The following is a 15,334-nucleotide window of genomic DNA, read 5'->3' as shown; positions in this document are numbered from 1 at the left end:
CGCCCTGCCGCCGCCGAGCGGAAAGCGGGTGACGCATGGGCAGCACCGACCACCGTCCACTCCCGACCGATGCGGAACCCCCGGCCGACGCCGCCCCACCCGTCGTCCGCGTCGACACCGCCCCACCGGCGGGTGCCCCGTCCGGTGCCGCAGCGGTGCCGGGTCCGCCGCCGGCCGGCCTGCCGCGTCGCCGCCGGCCCACCCGGCTGCGCTGGCTGCACCTGCTGATGTTGCTCTGCCTGGCCGGGGTGGGGGTGGCGGCCGGCGACGCCGTCTTCGTCGTGCACGACCTGGGCCGCTGGGGCGAGGTCCAGGCGTGCGCGGCACTCGACGACCTCCCGCCGGACGGCGGGGAGGCCGCCCGGTTACTCGGTCGGGGCGCGCGGTACGACCGGTGCGCCGCGGGTTTCGAGCTGGTCCGGGGGTTGGCCCAGCTCGGCGGGGCGGTGGGGGTGCTCGGGCTCGCCGGGGTGGCCGTGCTGCTCGACGGCCTGTCCGCGCGCCACGCCGTGTGGCGTCGGGTCCGCCGTCGCCCGGCCGGTGAACGGGGTGTCGCCGTGGTGCGGGAACGCTTCGAGCACTGGTGCGACACGCTCGGGCTCGACCGGCGTCGGCCCCGGCTCGTCGTCGCACCGGTCGGCGTCCGGCAGGCGTACACCACGGCGGTGCCGTTCGGCCGGCCGCTGGTGGTGGTGCCGGTGGCCCACGCGTACGGCCGCCCGGACCTGCTCGACCTGGTGCTGCTGCACGAGTTGGCGCACGTGCGGGCCCGGGATGTGGCGTGGGCGTCGGCGACCCGGTGGACCGGTGGGCTCATCCTGCCGGTCCTGGTGCTGGTGGTGACGCCGGTGCTGGTCGATCCGGGGCCGGCGACCCGGTACTACGTGCTGACCCTGCCGGTCACCGCGCTGTTCGCGGCCGGGACGCTGCTGTCGCGGGCGGCGGTGCTGCGCCGCCGTGAGCACGCCGCCGACCGGTTCGCGGTCGACCACGCCGACCTGCGCGACGCCCTGGCCGCCGCCGGTGGTGACGACGACCCGCCCCGTCGGGCGCGGTGGTGGTGGCCGGGCCGCTGGCTGGCCCGCCATCCGACGGGCGCGCAGCGGGTCCGGGCGCTCGACCGGGAACCGCGCTGGGAGGACGGCTTCACCGTCGCGGTGGTGGCCGGCCTGGTGGCGATGTTCGGCTTCCAGTCGCTGCTGCGGCCGCTGACGCACGGGGTCGGCGCGGTTGCGCCGGGCGACGCCGGTGACGTCGCGATGGCCGTCGCGGCCCTGTGCTGGGCCGTGGTCGTGGTGCCGCTGTGGTCCCGCCGCCCCGCGTCGGTACGTCGGCGGTGGTCCCGGATGCTCGGCTCCGGGCTCGGGCTGGCCGGCGGATACCTCCTGCCCGGCTTCGGGGCGACCAGCCCGGTGTACGGGGTGTTCCTCGCCGGCTTCCACCTCGGTGCGTTCGCCGCGCTGCTGCCGGTGCTGGTCGGGGTCGGCACGGTGGCCGTCGGGTTCGCCGAGGCGGTGGCGCGGGTGCCGTCGGGGATCCGCCGGAGGTTGACCCTGGTGGTCACGGTGCTCGCGGTGGCGGCCCTGCTGACGGCGGTCCTGACCACCGCCACCCTGCTGGTGTTCGGCCACTGGGCCTGGCACAGCGGGCCGATCGACCGGGCCCTGTGGAGCACCCCCGGTTTCGCCGCCCGGGTGGCCCTACCGGCGGTGCCGCTGGCCGCCCTGCTGCTGGTACGTCGGCCGACCCGTGCCCGCCGGCCACCGCGCCCGGCGGCCTCCCCGCCGGACGCGCCGCCCGCGCCGGTCGCCGCCGGCCCCCGGCGGCTGATCGCGCTGATCCTGCTGACCGGCGGTACGGCGGTCGTCGCCGGCCTCGCCGCGACCGAGCTGGTCGCCGGCCGGACCGCCGGTGGGGACGCCTTCTTCCTGCTGTTCCTCCGCTGGTGGCTGTGCGCGTCGGCCGGCTGGTGGGTCGCGTCGGTGGTGCTGCTCGCCCGGGGGGTCCGGGGCACCGCCGTGGCCTGGACGGCCGGGGTCGGGGTCACCGTCGCCGCCGGGTCCGTCCAGTTCGCCCGGGACGTCGTCGCCGGCGTCGGCCCGGCGCCGGCGCACCTGCTCGCCTTCCTCGAACGGCCGGCGTGGCTGCTGCTCGCCGCGCTGGTGGTCACGTCGCCCCCGGTGCTGCTCCTGCGTGAGCTGTGGACCGGGTGCCGGGCGTGGGCCCGCCGCCGCCGGCCGGCGCGCCGCCACGGTCCCTGGGCGTCCTGGCCGCCGCCGGTGCTCGCGGCGCTGGTGGCCGTGGCGGTGGCCGGTGGGGTGGCGGCGGGTTGGACCGCGCCGGTGACCGGGCGGGCCGGCGACTGGGATCTGCTGCGGTCGGCCCGGGTGGAACCCGCCGCGCCGGACGACGGACGTCCTCGACCGGCAGCCCGGGACCCGGGCCGGCCGCTGGACCGGGCCGCGGTCGACGCCGCCCTGGCCGAGGCGCGACGCAGCCTGCCGGCGGACTGGACTCCCGCGTCGGGGCTCAGCCCGTTCGGGGTGACCGACCCGGCGGGGGTGCGGCCGTCGGCCTGCGCCGACCGGTTCGCCGCCGACGCCCGCGCCGAGCGGGCCCGGCCGGCGTCGGCCGAGGGCACGGTCGTACTGGCGGTGCCGGCCACCACGTTGCCACCGCTGGGCGCGACCTTCCAGCTGCGGCTGACGTCGTACCCGTCGGCCGACGCGGCGGCCCGGGTGCTCGCGGCGGCCCGGCAGGCCGTCACCGCCTGCCCCCGCTGGTCGTACCCGTCGGCGCTGGCCGACGGTGGCGTCGCGCACCGGTGGACGGTGGCCATGCCCCGCGCCGACCTGCCGTACGACAGCCTGCGGGTCAGGATCACCGACTCGTCGACGGTGGGCGGGTTGCCCGCCGTCGCCGGTGGGACGCGGGTCGTCGTCGCGGTGGGGCGCACCGTGCTGTCCGCCGAGATCGCCCTTGGTATCCCGTTCCGCGACCAGTTGGAGCCGAAGGAGCGACTGCTCCTGGACGACCTGGCGGTGGTCGGTGCCCGTCTGGTCGTGCACGCCCTCGATTCCTGACCGTGACCCGCCGGTACCCGACCCGCTGGCGGCGACCCTCCACCATCGACCTACCGACCCTGCGACCGATCGGCGGTGCACCATGACGGATCTGACGGCCCGGCCGGGGCCGATGCTGCTCAGCGACCTCGCGCGGGAGGTGGTGCTGGCCGCCGCGCCGCAGGAGTCGGCGCTGCTGCCCGAGGTGACCGCCGCCTGGCTCGCCGGTGAGCTGGGGACACCGGGGCGGGGCGGGCGGTGGCACGGTGGACGGATCGGCGTCGGGCTGGATGACGGCCTGCTCGTGACGGTGGTCTACCCGGTGCTGGCGGCGGCGCTGACCCAGGTGCTGGCCCCCGCCGCCGAGCGGGGCTGGCGACGCCTGTGGCGACGGTGGCGACCGCGCTCCCGCCGTACCGACGTGGTGGTCTCCCCGGAGGTGCTGGCCCAGGCCGAGGCGGTCCGCGACGCGATCCTCACCGCCGGATCCGCCCTCGGGGTGTCCCGCCGGCGCTGCCAGCTGATCGCCGAGGCCGCGTACGCCGCCCTGCTGCGCCGCCAGCTCGGGGACGGGTCGTGACCGGGCCGAGCCGCCGCCGGCTGCTGGGGTTGGCGGGGCTCACCCTGGGCGGACTGCTGGTCGGCTGTGCCGGGCCCGGCGACCCCCGACCGTCGGCCGCCGGGCCGTCGACGCCCACGCCCGGCTCGTCGCCGACGGGTGGTCTGCCGGCCGCCGACGTCCTGGTCGACCGGCTGGCCGGCTACCCGAGCGCCTTCCGGTTCACCCCGACGAACACCACGACCAGCGACGAGGCGGCGGTGGCCCGGGCGCGGGTGGCGATGCGCACCGAGTTGGTGGCCTTCCTCGCCTGGGCCGGGACCAACGGGCACCCCGATCTGCGGGCGGCGTTGCCGGCCGACCCGGGCGGCGAGGGGTACCTGCTGGACCCGCTGGTCGGCAACGACGAGACCCTGGACACGGTGCCGCTGGCCGGCGCCCGGGAGCCGTTCGGGCGGCTGATTCCCGACAACGAGACGGTCAAGAGCTACCTGGGCACCCGGCAGGCCGGGTTCGCGCTGGTGATGCTGAAGGTGATGATGTCCCGGGCGGCGTACGCCGGGCTGGTCACCAACTCCCCGCTGGTCCGGGCGGCGGCCGGCAAGAACGTGGTCACCATCTATCCGGTGACCGCGCCCGAGCCGCCGGGCGGCGATAGCTACCTGTCGCTGCTGCCGGGCCTGCGTGAGGCGTTCCGGGCCGATCCGGCGCGGCGGTGGCTGGTGGCCAACCCGGGGCAGAACCTGTCCGCGGCGAACCAGCGGCGGCTGCTCGACGGCGGCGGCACGCTGCACACCGCCGACGGCTACCGGGTGGTGTACGTGGACAGCGCCCGCGCCGGCTACGTCCCGGCCGCCGTGGCGCGCGCCCTGTACGACGGGCTGCGGGAGGCGGCCACGCCCCGGTAGGCGGGCGGACCCGCCCCGAGGGGTGGGGGTCAGCCCACGGTCACCCCGAACGCGTTGCCGTCCGGGTCGGCCAGCAGGACGACCCCGTCGGCGGTGGCGTCGAGCCGGGTGGCTCCGAGGGCGACCAACCGGTCGACCTCCGTGCGGGGGTCGGTGCCGGCGGCGGCGAGGTCGAACCGTTGCGGATTGCGGCCCCGCTGCGGGGCGACGGGCGGCCCGCCCCAGGCGACCTTCGTGCCGCCGTGCGGTGCCTGGACGGCGGTCTCCTGGTCCTGGTCCCACACCAGCGGCCAGCCCAGCGCCCGGCTCCAGAAGAGGCCGACCTCGCGGGTGCCGTCGCAGGCGACCTCCCCGAGCCGGCCGCATCCGGCGAGGAAGGTGTTGCCCGGCCCGATGACGCAGAACTCGTTGCCCTCGGGGTCGGCCAGCACGACGTGCGTCTCCTCGGGGCGCTGCCCGACGTCGAGGTGGCTGCCGCCGAGGGCGATCGCCCGTGCGACCTGTAGCCGCTGGTCGTCGGGGCTGTCGCTGGTCAGGTGCAGGTGCATCCGGTGGGGTCCGGTGCGGTGCGGCTGGCCCGGCACGAACCGCAGGTCGGGTCGGGTGTCGGTGCCGGGCAGGCGGACCCCGTCGGTGCCGTCTTCGACGGTGTCCTGGCCGAGCAGGTCGGCCCAGAACCGGGCCAGTCGGGTGGGGTGCCGCGCGTCCAGGGTCAACGTCAGGTGTCGCGGGAGCATCCCGGCACCGTAGCGACCTCCGCCGGTGGGCGACAACGGTTTTACGGCGCGCGGCCACCGGGTGGCGGCAGGGGTCCGGGCGGGGGACGGGCGTTGCCGCCCGGACCTGCCTGCCGACGACGGGGGCCACCGTCCACCACATCGACCGTGATGACTTTACGGAAATGTTTCGGAAACTTCAAGTGGTCCTGGGCGTCGAACCCCTGCCCATGGGCTACATAGGCAGGGAAAACTTTCGAACTGGTGGTGGCCGGTCAGTGGCCGTGCCAGGAACGCCAGAGGGAGGCGTAGACGCCGTCGGCGGCGACCAGGTCGTCGTGCCGGCCGATCTCGGTGATCCGGCCGTCCTCCAGCACCGCAACCCGGTCGGCGTCGTGCGCGGTGTTGAGCCGGTGCGCGATGGCGATCACCGTACGGCCGGCCAGCACCGCACCGAGCGCCCGTTCGGTGCGCCTGGCGGTCGTCGGGTCCAACGCGGCGGTCGCCTCGTCGAGGATCAGGATGTCCGGGTCGGCCAGCACGAGCCGGGCCAGCGCCACCTGCTGGGCCTCGGCCGGGCCCAGGTCGCGCACCCCGGCCCCGAGCGGGGTGTCGAGACCGTCCGGCAGGTCGGCGTACCAGTCGGCCCCCACCGCGGCCAGGGCCGCCCGTAACTGCGCGTCGGTGCCGCCCGGCGCGGCGAACGCCAGGTTGTCCCGCAGCGTACCGAGGAAGACGTGGTGTTCCTGGGTGACCAGGGCGATCCGGCGGCGGCGCTCGGCCGGGTCGAGGTCGGTGACCGCGACCCCGCCGAGGCTCACCACCCCCCGGGCGGGCACGTCGATGCCGGCGAGCAACCGGGCCAGGGTGGACTTGCCCGCCCCGGAGGGGCCGACCACGGCCAGCCGTTCCCCCGCCGCGACCGTCAGGTCGATGCCGTGCAGCACCTGCGGACCGTCCGCGTACCGGAACGTCGCCCCGCGCACCTGCACCACGCGCCCGGTGGGCAGGGCCGCCCGGCCCCGGGGTTCCGGCGGCACCTGCCCCACCCCGAGCACCCGGGCGTACGAGGCGATGCCGCGCTGCGCCTGCTCCACCCACAGCAACAGCCGGTCCAGCGGGTCGACCGCCTGTTGCAGGTAGAGCGCGGCGGCGACCACCTCACCCAGACTGACCCGCCCCCGCGACAGCAGCACACCCCCGGTGATCAGCACGGCGGCGATCGGGATCGGATAGCTGCCCTCCACCACCGGGAAGAACACCGACCGCAGGGCGAGGGTGGCCCGCCGGGTGGTCCACACCGCGCCGATCCGGGCGGTGCCGTGGGCGACCCGGTCGCCGCCCAACCGCAGCGCCTCGATGGTCCGCGCGCCCTCGGCGGTCGTGGTGAGCGCCTCGGTCAGCTCCGCCGTCGCCGCCCCCTCGGCCAGGTAGGCCGGGGCGGCCCGGCGCAGGTACCAGCGCACCACCATCGCGATCGACGGGAGCCCGGCGAGCGCGACCAGGCCGAGCAGCGGGTCCAGCAGGAACACCGCGCCGAACAGCAGCGTCAACTGGGTCCCCGCGATGACCACCACCGGCACCACGTCGCGCAGCATGGTGCCCACCGTGGACACGTCCACCGAGCTGCGGGTGGCCAGGTCACCGGTGCCGGCGTGCTCGACCACCGAGACGGGCAGGCCCAGCAGCCGGGTCACGAAGTCCTCGCGGAGCCGGGCGACCGCCCGCTCACCGAACCGGTGCCCGGCGTACTGGGCGTAGCGGGCGAGCAGCCCCTGCGCCAGCACGCAACCGCCGATGGCCAGCGCCGACCGGTCCACCGCGCCCGCCCCGGCTCCGGCCGTGACCTGGTCGACGATCCGCCCGATCAGCCACGGCGCGGCCAGCCCGGCGAGGGCGGCGGCGCTGTGCAACGCCAGCACCCCGACGACCGCCCACCGGTCGCCCGCGAGCATGTCACGGGCGGCCCGCCGGACCACCGTCGGGCCCGCGACCGGCAGCTTCGTCATCGGCCGGTCCGCCCCGCAGGCGTGTCGTCGGTGCCGCTGGTGCGGGAGACCAGCCGCCGGTAGTCCGGGTCGGCGGCCAGCAGCGCGGCGTGCGTCCCGGTGCCGGTGACCCGGCCGGCGCGCAGGTGGACGACCGTGTCGGCGTGCCCGAGCAGCACCGGTGAGGTGCTCAGCAACACCGTCGTGCGTCCCGTACGGGCCTGCCGCAGGCGCTGCGCCACCCGGGCCTCGGTGTGCGCGTCCACCGCCGATGTCGGGTCGACCAGGATCAGCACCTCCGGGTCGGCGAGCAGGGCACGGGCCAGCCGGACCCGCTGCCGCTGACCGCCGGAGAGGGTACGGGCCCGTTCGCCGACCGGGGCGTCGAGGCCGTCGGGCAGCCCCTCGACGATGTCGCGGGCCGACGCCACGTGCAACGCCGCGTCGATCCGGGCGTCGTCGACGGTGTCGTGCGGGCCGACGAGGACCTGCCGCAGCGTCCCGGCGAAGAGGTATCCGTCGTGGTCGGCGACGAGGATGCGGGAGCGCACCTCGTCGAGGTCGACGGCCGTCAGCGCAACTCCGCCCCAGGTGACCGCGCCGGTGACGTACCGGCCCAGCCGGTCGGCCAGGGCCACCGCGTCGGCCGGGTCGTCGGCGGCGACGCCGACCAGCCGGCCCACCGGGACGGTCAGCCCGCTGTCCGGGTCATGCAGCGGGGCCGGGCCGGCCGGGGCGGGACATGTCGGCGGGCCGCCCACCGGGTCGGGGTCGAGCCGGAGCAGGTCGACGATCCGCCGGGCCGCGACCCGGCCCTGGATCAGCTGGTAACTGCCCTCCAGCAGGAACCAGACCGGCACGATGAGCACGGCCACGTAGCCGTAGACGGCCACCAGTTGCCCGACGGTGATCCCGCCCGCCACGGCGGTGCGGGCGGCCAACCACACCACCACGGCGAGGAACACGCCCGGGATGACCGTGGTCAGCGCGTCGACCCAGCTGAGCACCGCGCCGACCCGGTAACCCTCGGCCCGCAGCCGTTGCGACCGGGCGGCGTACCGGCGGGCGAACAGGTGCCGGCCGCCGACCCCGGCGAGCACCCGCAGGCCGGCGACGATGTCGTCGGCCCGGGTGGTCAGCTCGCCCTGCTGCTGCCGGTAGACCGCCTCGGCCCGCTCCAGGCGGCGCAGCAGCGGGCCGACGACCAACGCGACCACCGGCACCCCGAGCAGCGTCACCAGCGCCAGCACCGGGTCGATCGACCAGAGGACCACGGCCGCCACCGCGTACGCCAGCACCGCCCCCACCCCCGGGCCGGTCAGGGTGAGCACCTGCGAGGTGCGCACGATGTCGTACCCGCCGACGGTGGCGACGTCACCGGCGGCGAGCCGGCGGGGAAGAACCGCGCCGACCCGGGCGAGCTGCCGCAGCAGCACGGCCGCCGAGCGGGCGCTGGCGTCCTCGCGGATGAACGTCATCGTCCGGTGCCGCATGATGCCCAGCCAGGCCAACACCGCCCCGGCGGCCACGATCGCGGCGACCCAGCCGAGCAACGCCCGTAGGTCGCCGGTGCGCAGCCCGTCGTCGACGGCGCGGGCGACCAGGAACGGCCGCACCGACAGCCCCACCATCCAGGCCGTGCCGAACAGCGAGCCGCGCAGCACCCGCCACGGCTGGCAGCGGACCAGCCACCAGATGTACCGCAGCGGCCCCGCCGTGTCCGGGGTGCCCGGGTCCGGATGGGGCAGGCGTGGAGGCACCGACCCAGGCTAGTCACCGGCCGCCGGCCGCACCGGCCCGTCCGGGGCCACCGCGCGGTGGCGTACACCTCAGTGCCCGGCCCGGTGGCGGCGTTGACGCGGCGTACGACGACCGGCAAGCTCCTGTGTTCGGATCGTCGGCGGCGGGCGTCGCCGGCCACGGCGGGGGAGGGTCGATGGCGTGGCGGACGGCCACCCGTGGGTCGGCGCTGCTCACCGCGCTGCTCGTGGTCGGCACGGCGACGGTGGCCGTCCCCGGCCCGGCCCGCGCGGCGACGCCAACCACGGTGTGCCGGATCCGCGACGGGCGGCTGACCGAGATCTCCGGCATGGTGGCCACCGACTCCGGGTTCGTGATGGTCAACGACGGTGCCGACGAGGCGTCCCACCGCCGCATCTTCTTCCTCGACACCCGGTGCGCGGTGGTGCGGACGGTGGCCTACCCGTCGCGGCCCCGCGACACCGAGGACCTGGCGGTCGGCCCGGACGGCACGGTCTGGGTCGCCGACATCGGCGACAACGACCGGACCCGGTCGACGGTGGCGCTGTGGACACTGCCGCCCGGAGCCCGTCGACCGGTGCTGCACCGCCTGACCTACCCCGACGGGGCGCACGACGCGGAGGCGCTGCTGCTCGACGGGGCCGGCCGCCCGGTGGTGGTGACCAAACAGGGCGGCAGCGCCGGCGTCTACCTGCCGGCCGGGCCGCTGCGGGCCGGCGCGACCGTGCCGTTGACGCTGGCCGGGCAGGTCCGGTTGCCGCTCACCACCACCCCGAACCCGTACTCGTTCTTCGGTCGTCGGCTGGTCACCGGCGGGGCCGTCGCCCCGGACGGCCGTGCGGTGGTGCTGCGCAGCTACGCCGACGCCTTCGAGTACGAGGTCACCGACGGCGACGTGGTGGCCGCGCTGACCGGCGGCACGCCCCGGATCGTGGCGCTGCCCGACGAGCCGCAGGGCGAGTCGGTCAGCTACAGCCGCGACGGCCGCTTCCTGCTCACCGTCTCCGAGACCGCCGGCCAGCCGCCCGGCACCCGGCCGACGGTGCTGCGCTACGCCCGCCCGGCGGCCCGCACACCGGCCGCGTCGTCCCCGCCCGCCCCGACGGCATCCGACCGGGCACCGGCAGCGTCCAGCGCGTCCCCGACGGCGGTGTCCCCGGGCGCGGCCCCCGCCGCCGGTCCCCGGGCGGCCGTCGGCGGGACCTGGTCACTGCTGCTGGGGGTCGGGGTGATCGTCGCCGGCTTGCTGCTGGCGGTGCTGGTCGGGGTCGTCCGGGCGCGGTGGGCCCACCGCTGGCCCGGGGACGACGACGCAGCGGCATCCCGGTGAGGGATGCTGGACCCGTGCAGATCAGCATCCTCGGCCCGCTCACTGTCGACGGCCGGCCGATCCGGGGCGAACGGCTCGCCGCCGTGATCCGCACGCTGGTCGACGCGCGGGGCCGGGCGGTCTCCACCCCGCTGCTGGTGGACGCGGTGTGGGACGGCACGCCGCCGGACGACGCGACAGGCGCGGTGCAGGCCCTGGTCTCCCGGGTCCGCCGGCTCGGGCTCCCGGTGCTCGCCGTGCCGGGTGGCTACCGATTGCCCGCCGAGCAGGTCACCGTCGACGCGGTCGCGGCCCGGTCGTTGCTGGAGCGGGGCCGGGCCGCTCTGCGCGACGGTGCCGGCCCGGCCGCCCGGGACGCCGCCGAGGCGGCCCGGGCGCTGTTCCCCGAGGTGCCGCAGTGGGACACCGGGGAGACCAGCCGGCTGTTCGCCGACGTGGTCGCGTTACGCGCCGAGGCGGCGCTGACCGGCCCCGGCCCGTACGACGACGGCGACCTGCGGCGGCTGGTGGCGCGGACCCCGCCGGACGAGCCGTCGGCCGCCCTGCTGGTCCGGATGCTCGCCGCCCAGGGGCGCGACGCCGAGGCCCTGGAGGTGCTCGCGCGGTTGCGCACCGAACTGGCCGACCGCTACGGCACCGACCCGTCGCCGGTGATCAGCGAGGTCCACCTGGCGTTGCTGCGGGGTGAACTGAGCCCCCCGGCCGCCCCGGCGTCGCCGGCCCGGACGGCCCTGCCGGCGGCATGGCGGCGGCCGGTTACCGCGCTCGTCGGCCGGGAGCACGACGTCGAGGCGGTGGAGGCGGCGCTGACCGAGGCGGCCCTGGTGACCGTCGTGGCCACCGGCGGCGCGGGCAAGACCCGGCTCGCCGCCGAGGTGGTACGCCGGGCGGTGGCGGCCGGACGACCGGCCCGGGTGATCGAACTGGCCGGCCTGCGGGCCGCCGAGGAGGTGCTGCCCGCCGTCCTGGCGACCCTTGGCGGGGCGGACACCACGACGGCCGGCGGCACCCTGGGCCTCGACCGCCGGGTACTCACCCCACAGGAGCGGCTGCGTGCCCTGGCGCCGGATCTCGACGGCCTGGTGGTGCTGGACAACTGTGAACACCTGCTGGACCCGGTGGCGGCGGTCGTCGCGGACCTGCTCGCGGTGAGCCCACCGGAGGTGGCCGTGCTGGCGACCAGCCGGGCGCCGCTGGGCCTGGCCGGGGAGCGGGTCCACCGGTTGACCGTGCTGCCCGACGCCGACGCGGTGGCGCTTGTCGAGTCCCGGGCCCGCGCCGGGGGTGCGGTGCCCACCTGGGACACCGACCGGGCGTTGGCGCTGTGCCACCGGCTGGACAACCTGCCGCTGGCCCTCGAACTGGCCGCCGCCCGGCTGCGGCACATGCCGATCGACGACGTGCTCGCCGGGCTGACCGACCGGTTCGCGCTGCTCGACGCCGCGCTGCGCGGCCTGCCGGAGCGGCACGCGAGCCTGTGGGCGATGGTCGACTGGAGCCGGGAACTGCTCGCCCCCGCCGACCGGGACCTGCTCCAGCGGGTCGCGGTGGTCCCCGCCCCGTTCACCGCCGACCTCGCCGCCGCCGTCGCCGGCCTCCCCGACGTCCGGCGTGGGCTGGCGCGGCTGGTCGAACAGTCCCTGCTGACCCTCGTCGAGGGCGACGGCCCACCCCGCTACCGGATGCTGGAGACCGTCCGCGAGTACGGCGAGGCCCGGCTCGACGCCGCCGGTGACCGTGCCCCGGCCATGGCCGGCCTGGTCGGCTGGGCCCGGCGGCAGGCGGTCGGGCTGCTCGACCGGTTCATCGGTCCCGACCAGCTCGACGCGTTCGACCGGTGCGCCGCCGAGCAGGACAATCTCGTCGCCGGCCTGCGGTGGGCGGCCGGGCACGACGACGAACCGGCGGTGGTGGACATCGCCACCCCGCTGTTCCACCTGTGGGCGGTGCGGGGCCTGCACCTGGAGGTCTCCGGCTGGTCCCAGGGCCTGCTGCACCTCGACGCCCCCGAGCGGCGGGGCGGCTCGGCGATCGTCTCCGGCCGGGCCAGCGGCCGGTCGTTGCCCGACGCCGACCGGCTGGCCTGGATGTGCCTGCTGGTGGTGGTCAACGCCGGCATCACCGGCCCGCTGCGGCTCGCCGTGCTCGCCCGCCGGGCCCTGCGCCGGCTGCTGGCCGAGCGGCCCCGGGAGGTCTCCTCCCGGCACGCGGTGCTCGCCTCGGTGCTGCCGGCGTTCGACCAGCTCGACCCGGAGCAGGCGCTGCCGGGCACCACCACCCTGATCGAGCATCCCGACCCGTACGTGCAGGGCTTCGGCCTGTTCGCCCGCGCGGCGATCGGGGACAGCGGGGGTCTGCCGACGGCCTCGGTGGCCGACGCCGAGCAGGCGTACCGCCGGTTCGAGACGGCCGGCGACCACTGGGGGATGGCGATGGCGGCGCAGGTCGTCGGGCACGGCCTGACCCCCGCCGACGGCGGGTCCACCGAGTGGCTGGCGCGCGGCGTGCACCACATGGAACTGATCGGCGCCACCCAGGACGTCCGCGCCGCCCGGGTGGTGCTGGATGTGCAGCTCGCGCTGCGCGGTGACCCGGCGGCCGAGCGGCGGTTGGTCGAGACGGCGACCCCCGGCCGGGGGGAGGAGGTGGAGACCGCGCAGGCGGGCCTGGGGTTGGCCCGCCTCGCCTGGCAGCGCGGGCGGCACGCCGAGGCGCTCGACCACGCCGACGCGGTGGTCCGCTCGCTGGCCGGCTGGACCGGCCCGCCGCCGCAGCCCCGGGTGGTGCTGCGGGTCGCGGTGGCGGTGCTGCGCCTGCGGATCGCCGAGGTGTGGCCGGCCGCCCGGCGCGACGTCGACCTCCGCGCCACCGAGCTGCTGGCCACCGCCGGCGCGGAGGCGCTGTCGTCGCGGGACCTGCCGGTGATCGGGACCTGGGCGTTGGGCGGTGCCGAACTCGCCGCCTGGCGCGACGACGTCGGGACCGCCCGGGAGCTGTTCGCGCTCGGCACCCGGCTGGGCAGCAACTCGGCGGCGTTCTTCCCGTCGGGCATCGGGGAACGGCTCACCGCCGCCCTCGGTGACGAGGCGCGGCGGGAGCCGTTGCTGGCCGGGTGGCGGGCGCGGCCGGCCCCCGCGGCCGCCGCCCGCATCGGCGAGCTGATGGACGACCTGCTCGGCCGGATCAGACCCGCCGACGGTACGCGCGCAGCGCCAGTGGCATGAACACCGCCACGAAGCCGGCGCACCACAGCAGCGTCCACCACACGTGGTTGCCGACCGGGGTGCCGAGGAACAGTCCGCGCATCGCCGTCACCAGGTGGGTCAGCGGGTTGACCGTCACCACCGCCTGCATCCAGCCGGGCAGGGTGCCGGCGTCGACGAACACGTTGGACGCGAAGCTCAACGGCATGATCAGCGCGAACATCACCCCCTGCACCGCGCCCGGCGTGCGGACCTTCATCCCGACGTAGACCGGCAGCCAGCTCAGGCAGAGCGCGAACAGCACCGCGAGCAGGCACCCGGCGAGGGCCCGCACCGGGCCGGACTCGACCCGGAAGCCGAGCAGGTAGCCGATCCCCAGGGTCGAGACGGTCACGATCACGTACCGCACCACGTCGCCGAACACCGCGCCGACCAGGGGTGCGGACCGGGGGACGGGCAGCGACCGGAACCGGTCGAAGATGCCCTTGGCGATGTCGGTGTTGAGGTTGACGCCGATCGCGATGCACCCGGTGGCGATGGTCTGCGCCAGGATGCCCGGCAGCAGGTACTGGAGGTAGTCGTGGGTGGAGCCGGCGACCGCGCCGCCGAAGACGTACACGAAGATGACCAGGAACAGCACCGGTTGCAGGGTGACGTCGATCAACGCCTCCGGGGTGCGCCAGGTCTTGATCAGGCTGCGTTTGGCCAACGCCAGCGAGTGCCGCAGCAGGCGCAGCGGCCGGGGGTGCGCCACGACGGTGGACAGCGTCGGCCCGGTGCGCGGCGGGGTGCCGGTCAGGGTGCTCATGCGGCGACCTCCGTACGGGTGGTGTCGTCGTCGGCCGCGGTACGGCCGGTGAGGGTGAAGAAGACCTCGTCGAGGCTCGGCAGGTGCAGCGAGAGTTCGGTGACCGCGATGCCGGCGGCGGCCAGCCGGGCGACGCTCGCGGTCAGCGCGGAGTCGTCGGTGACCGGCACCGCGAGCACACCCCTGCGGATCTCGTCGGCGGGTGCGCCGGAGCCCACCGCGGACAGGATCGCCGCCGTCGGGGCCAGCTGTGCCGGGTCGGTCGGGCGCACCTCCAGGGTCTGCCCGCCGACGACCCGCTTGAGCCCGTCCGGGGTGTCGTGGGCGATGACCCGGCCGTGGTCGATCACCGTGATCGCGTCGGCCAGCGCGTCGGCCTCCTCCAGGTACTGCGTGGTGAGCAGCACGGTCGCCCCGTTGGCCACCAGCGACCGGACCACGTCCCACATGTCCTCGCGCTTGGCCGGGTCGAGGCCGGTCGTCGGCTCGTCCAGGAAGATCACCTCCGGTGAGCCGACCAGGCTGGCGGCCAGGTCCAGCCGGCGGCGCATCCCCCCGGAGTAGGTCTTGGCCGGCCGGTTCGCGGCGGCGGTCAGGTCGAACCAGTCGAGCAGTTCGGCGGCCCGCCGCCGCGCGCCGGCCCGGCCGAGTTCCAGCAGCGTCCCGAACAGTTCCAGGTTCTGCCGCCCGGTCAGGTCCTCGTCGACCGAGGCGTACTGGCCGGTGAGGCCGATGGACTGCCGGACCCGCTCGGCCTGGCGTACCACGTCGAGGCCGTTGATCCGGGCGGTGCCGGCGTCCGGGGTCAGCAGCGTGGACAGGATGCGCACGGCGGTGGTCTTGCCGGCCCCGTTGGGGCCGAGCACCCCGAGCACGGTGCCCCGGGGCACGGCGAGGTCCACCCCCTGCAACGCCCGGGTGCGGCCGAAGGACTTGACCAGGCCCTCGGCTTCGATCATCAACTCAGCTGTCATGCCGGCCAGCGTGCGCCCGCCGGCT

Annotated in this window: 10 protein-coding genes; 5 read left to right on the top strand and 5 right to left on the bottom strand. The window is 76.5% G+C overall.

Annotation, left to right across the window (positions count from 1 at the left end):
• Window positions 1–35: 35 nt before the first annotated feature.
• The 3 genes from ACN267_RS09180 to ACN267_RS09170 all read left to right on the top strand — a co-directional run bounded on the left by ACN267_RS09180 (window position 36) and on the right by ACN267_RS09170 (window position 4,529).
• Window positions 36–3,083 (top strand): M48 family metalloprotease, encoded by a 3,048-nt coding sequence (locus tag ACN267_RS09180; RefSeq protein WP_421488412.1) that lies wholly within the window; start codon window positions 36–38, stop codon window positions 3,081–3,083.
• A gap of 82 nt (window positions 3,084–3,165) precedes the next feature.
• Window positions 3,166–3,642, top strand: coding sequence for a hypothetical protein (locus ACN267_RS09175; protein ID WP_204959869.1), 477 nt, complete (start codon window positions 3,166–3,168; stop codon window positions 3,640–3,642).
• On the top strand, window positions 3,639–4,529 hold the full coding sequence (locus tag ACN267_RS09170; protein ID WP_421488411.1) for a hypothetical protein: 891 nt from the start codon (window positions 3,639–3,641) through the stop codon (window positions 4,527–4,529). The genes ACN267_RS09175 and ACN267_RS09170 overlap by 4 nt, the downstream gene beginning before the upstream one ends.
• Window positions 4,530–4,558: 29 nt before the next feature.
• On the opposite strand, the gene ACN267_RS09165 is transcribed toward ACN267_RS09170, so the two are convergent.
• From ACN267_RS09165 to ACN267_RS09155, 3 genes are all read right to left on the bottom strand, one after another.
• A complete protein-coding gene (locus tag ACN267_RS09165) occupies window positions 4,559–5,266 on the bottom strand; it encodes a VOC family protein (protein WP_421488410.1) in 708 nt (235 codons plus the stop codon).
• Window positions 5,267–5,520: 254 nt separating this feature from the next.
• Window positions 5,521–7,254, bottom strand: a complete 1,734-nt coding sequence (locus ACN267_RS09160) for an ABC transporter ATP-binding protein (RefSeq protein WP_281897684.1) — start codon at window positions 7,252–7,254, stop codon at window positions 5,521–5,523.
• Window positions 7,251–8,897: an ABC transporter ATP-binding protein gene (locus ACN267_RS09155; protein WP_204960324.1), complete on the bottom strand. Its 1,647-nt coding sequence runs from the start codon at window positions 8,895–8,897 to the stop codon at window positions 7,251–7,253. Before ACN267_RS09155 ends, ACN267_RS09160 begins: the two co-directional genes overlap by 4 nt.
• Before the next feature lie 272 nt (window positions 8,898–9,169).
• Here ACN267_RS09155 and ACN267_RS09150 point away from each other — a divergent pair, with 272 nt between their 5' ends.
• Together ACN267_RS09150 and ACN267_RS09145 are read left to right on the top strand one after the other, a co-directional pair.
• Window positions 9,170–10,324, top strand: coding sequence for a hypothetical protein (locus ACN267_RS09150; RefSeq protein WP_421488409.1), 1,155 nt, complete (start codon window positions 9,170–9,172; stop codon window positions 10,322–10,324).
• Window positions 10,325–10,338: 14 nt separating this feature from the next.
• On the top strand, window positions 10,339–13,548 hold the full coding sequence (locus ACN267_RS09145) for a BTAD domain-containing putative transcriptional regulator (protein WP_421488408.1): 3,210 nt from the start codon (window positions 10,339–10,341) through the stop codon (window positions 13,546–13,548).
• Here the strand turns inward: ACN267_RS09145 and ACN267_RS09140 are convergent.
• Both ACN267_RS09140 and ACN267_RS09135 read right to left on the bottom strand, forming a co-directional pair.
• Window positions 13,508–14,335 carry an ABC transporter permease gene (locus ACN267_RS09140; protein WP_204959863.1) on the bottom strand — a complete coding sequence of 276 codons (828 nt, stop codon included), beginning with the start codon at window positions 14,333–14,335 and terminating at the stop codon, window positions 13,508–13,510. The two genes, ACN267_RS09145 and ACN267_RS09140, sit on opposite strands and share 41 nt — an antisense overlap.
• A complete protein-coding gene (locus tag ACN267_RS09135; protein WP_204959862.1) occupies window positions 14,332–15,309 on the bottom strand; it encodes an ATP-binding cassette domain-containing protein in 978 nt (325 codons plus the stop codon). The genes ACN267_RS09140 and ACN267_RS09135 overlap by 4 nt, the downstream gene beginning before the upstream one ends.
• Between the last annotated feature and the right edge of the window lie 25 nt (window positions 15,310–15,334).

Origin of the sequence: Micromonospora sp. WMMD734, from assembly GCF_049178975.1 — a bacterium.
In the GTDB taxonomy this organism is placed as follows: Bacteria; Actinomycetota; Actinomycetes; order Mycobacteriales; family Micromonosporaceae; genus Micromonospora; species Micromonospora wenchangensis.
Note: the sequence above shows the minus strand (reverse complement) of the source record. Positions and strands in the feature narration are given on the sequence as shown.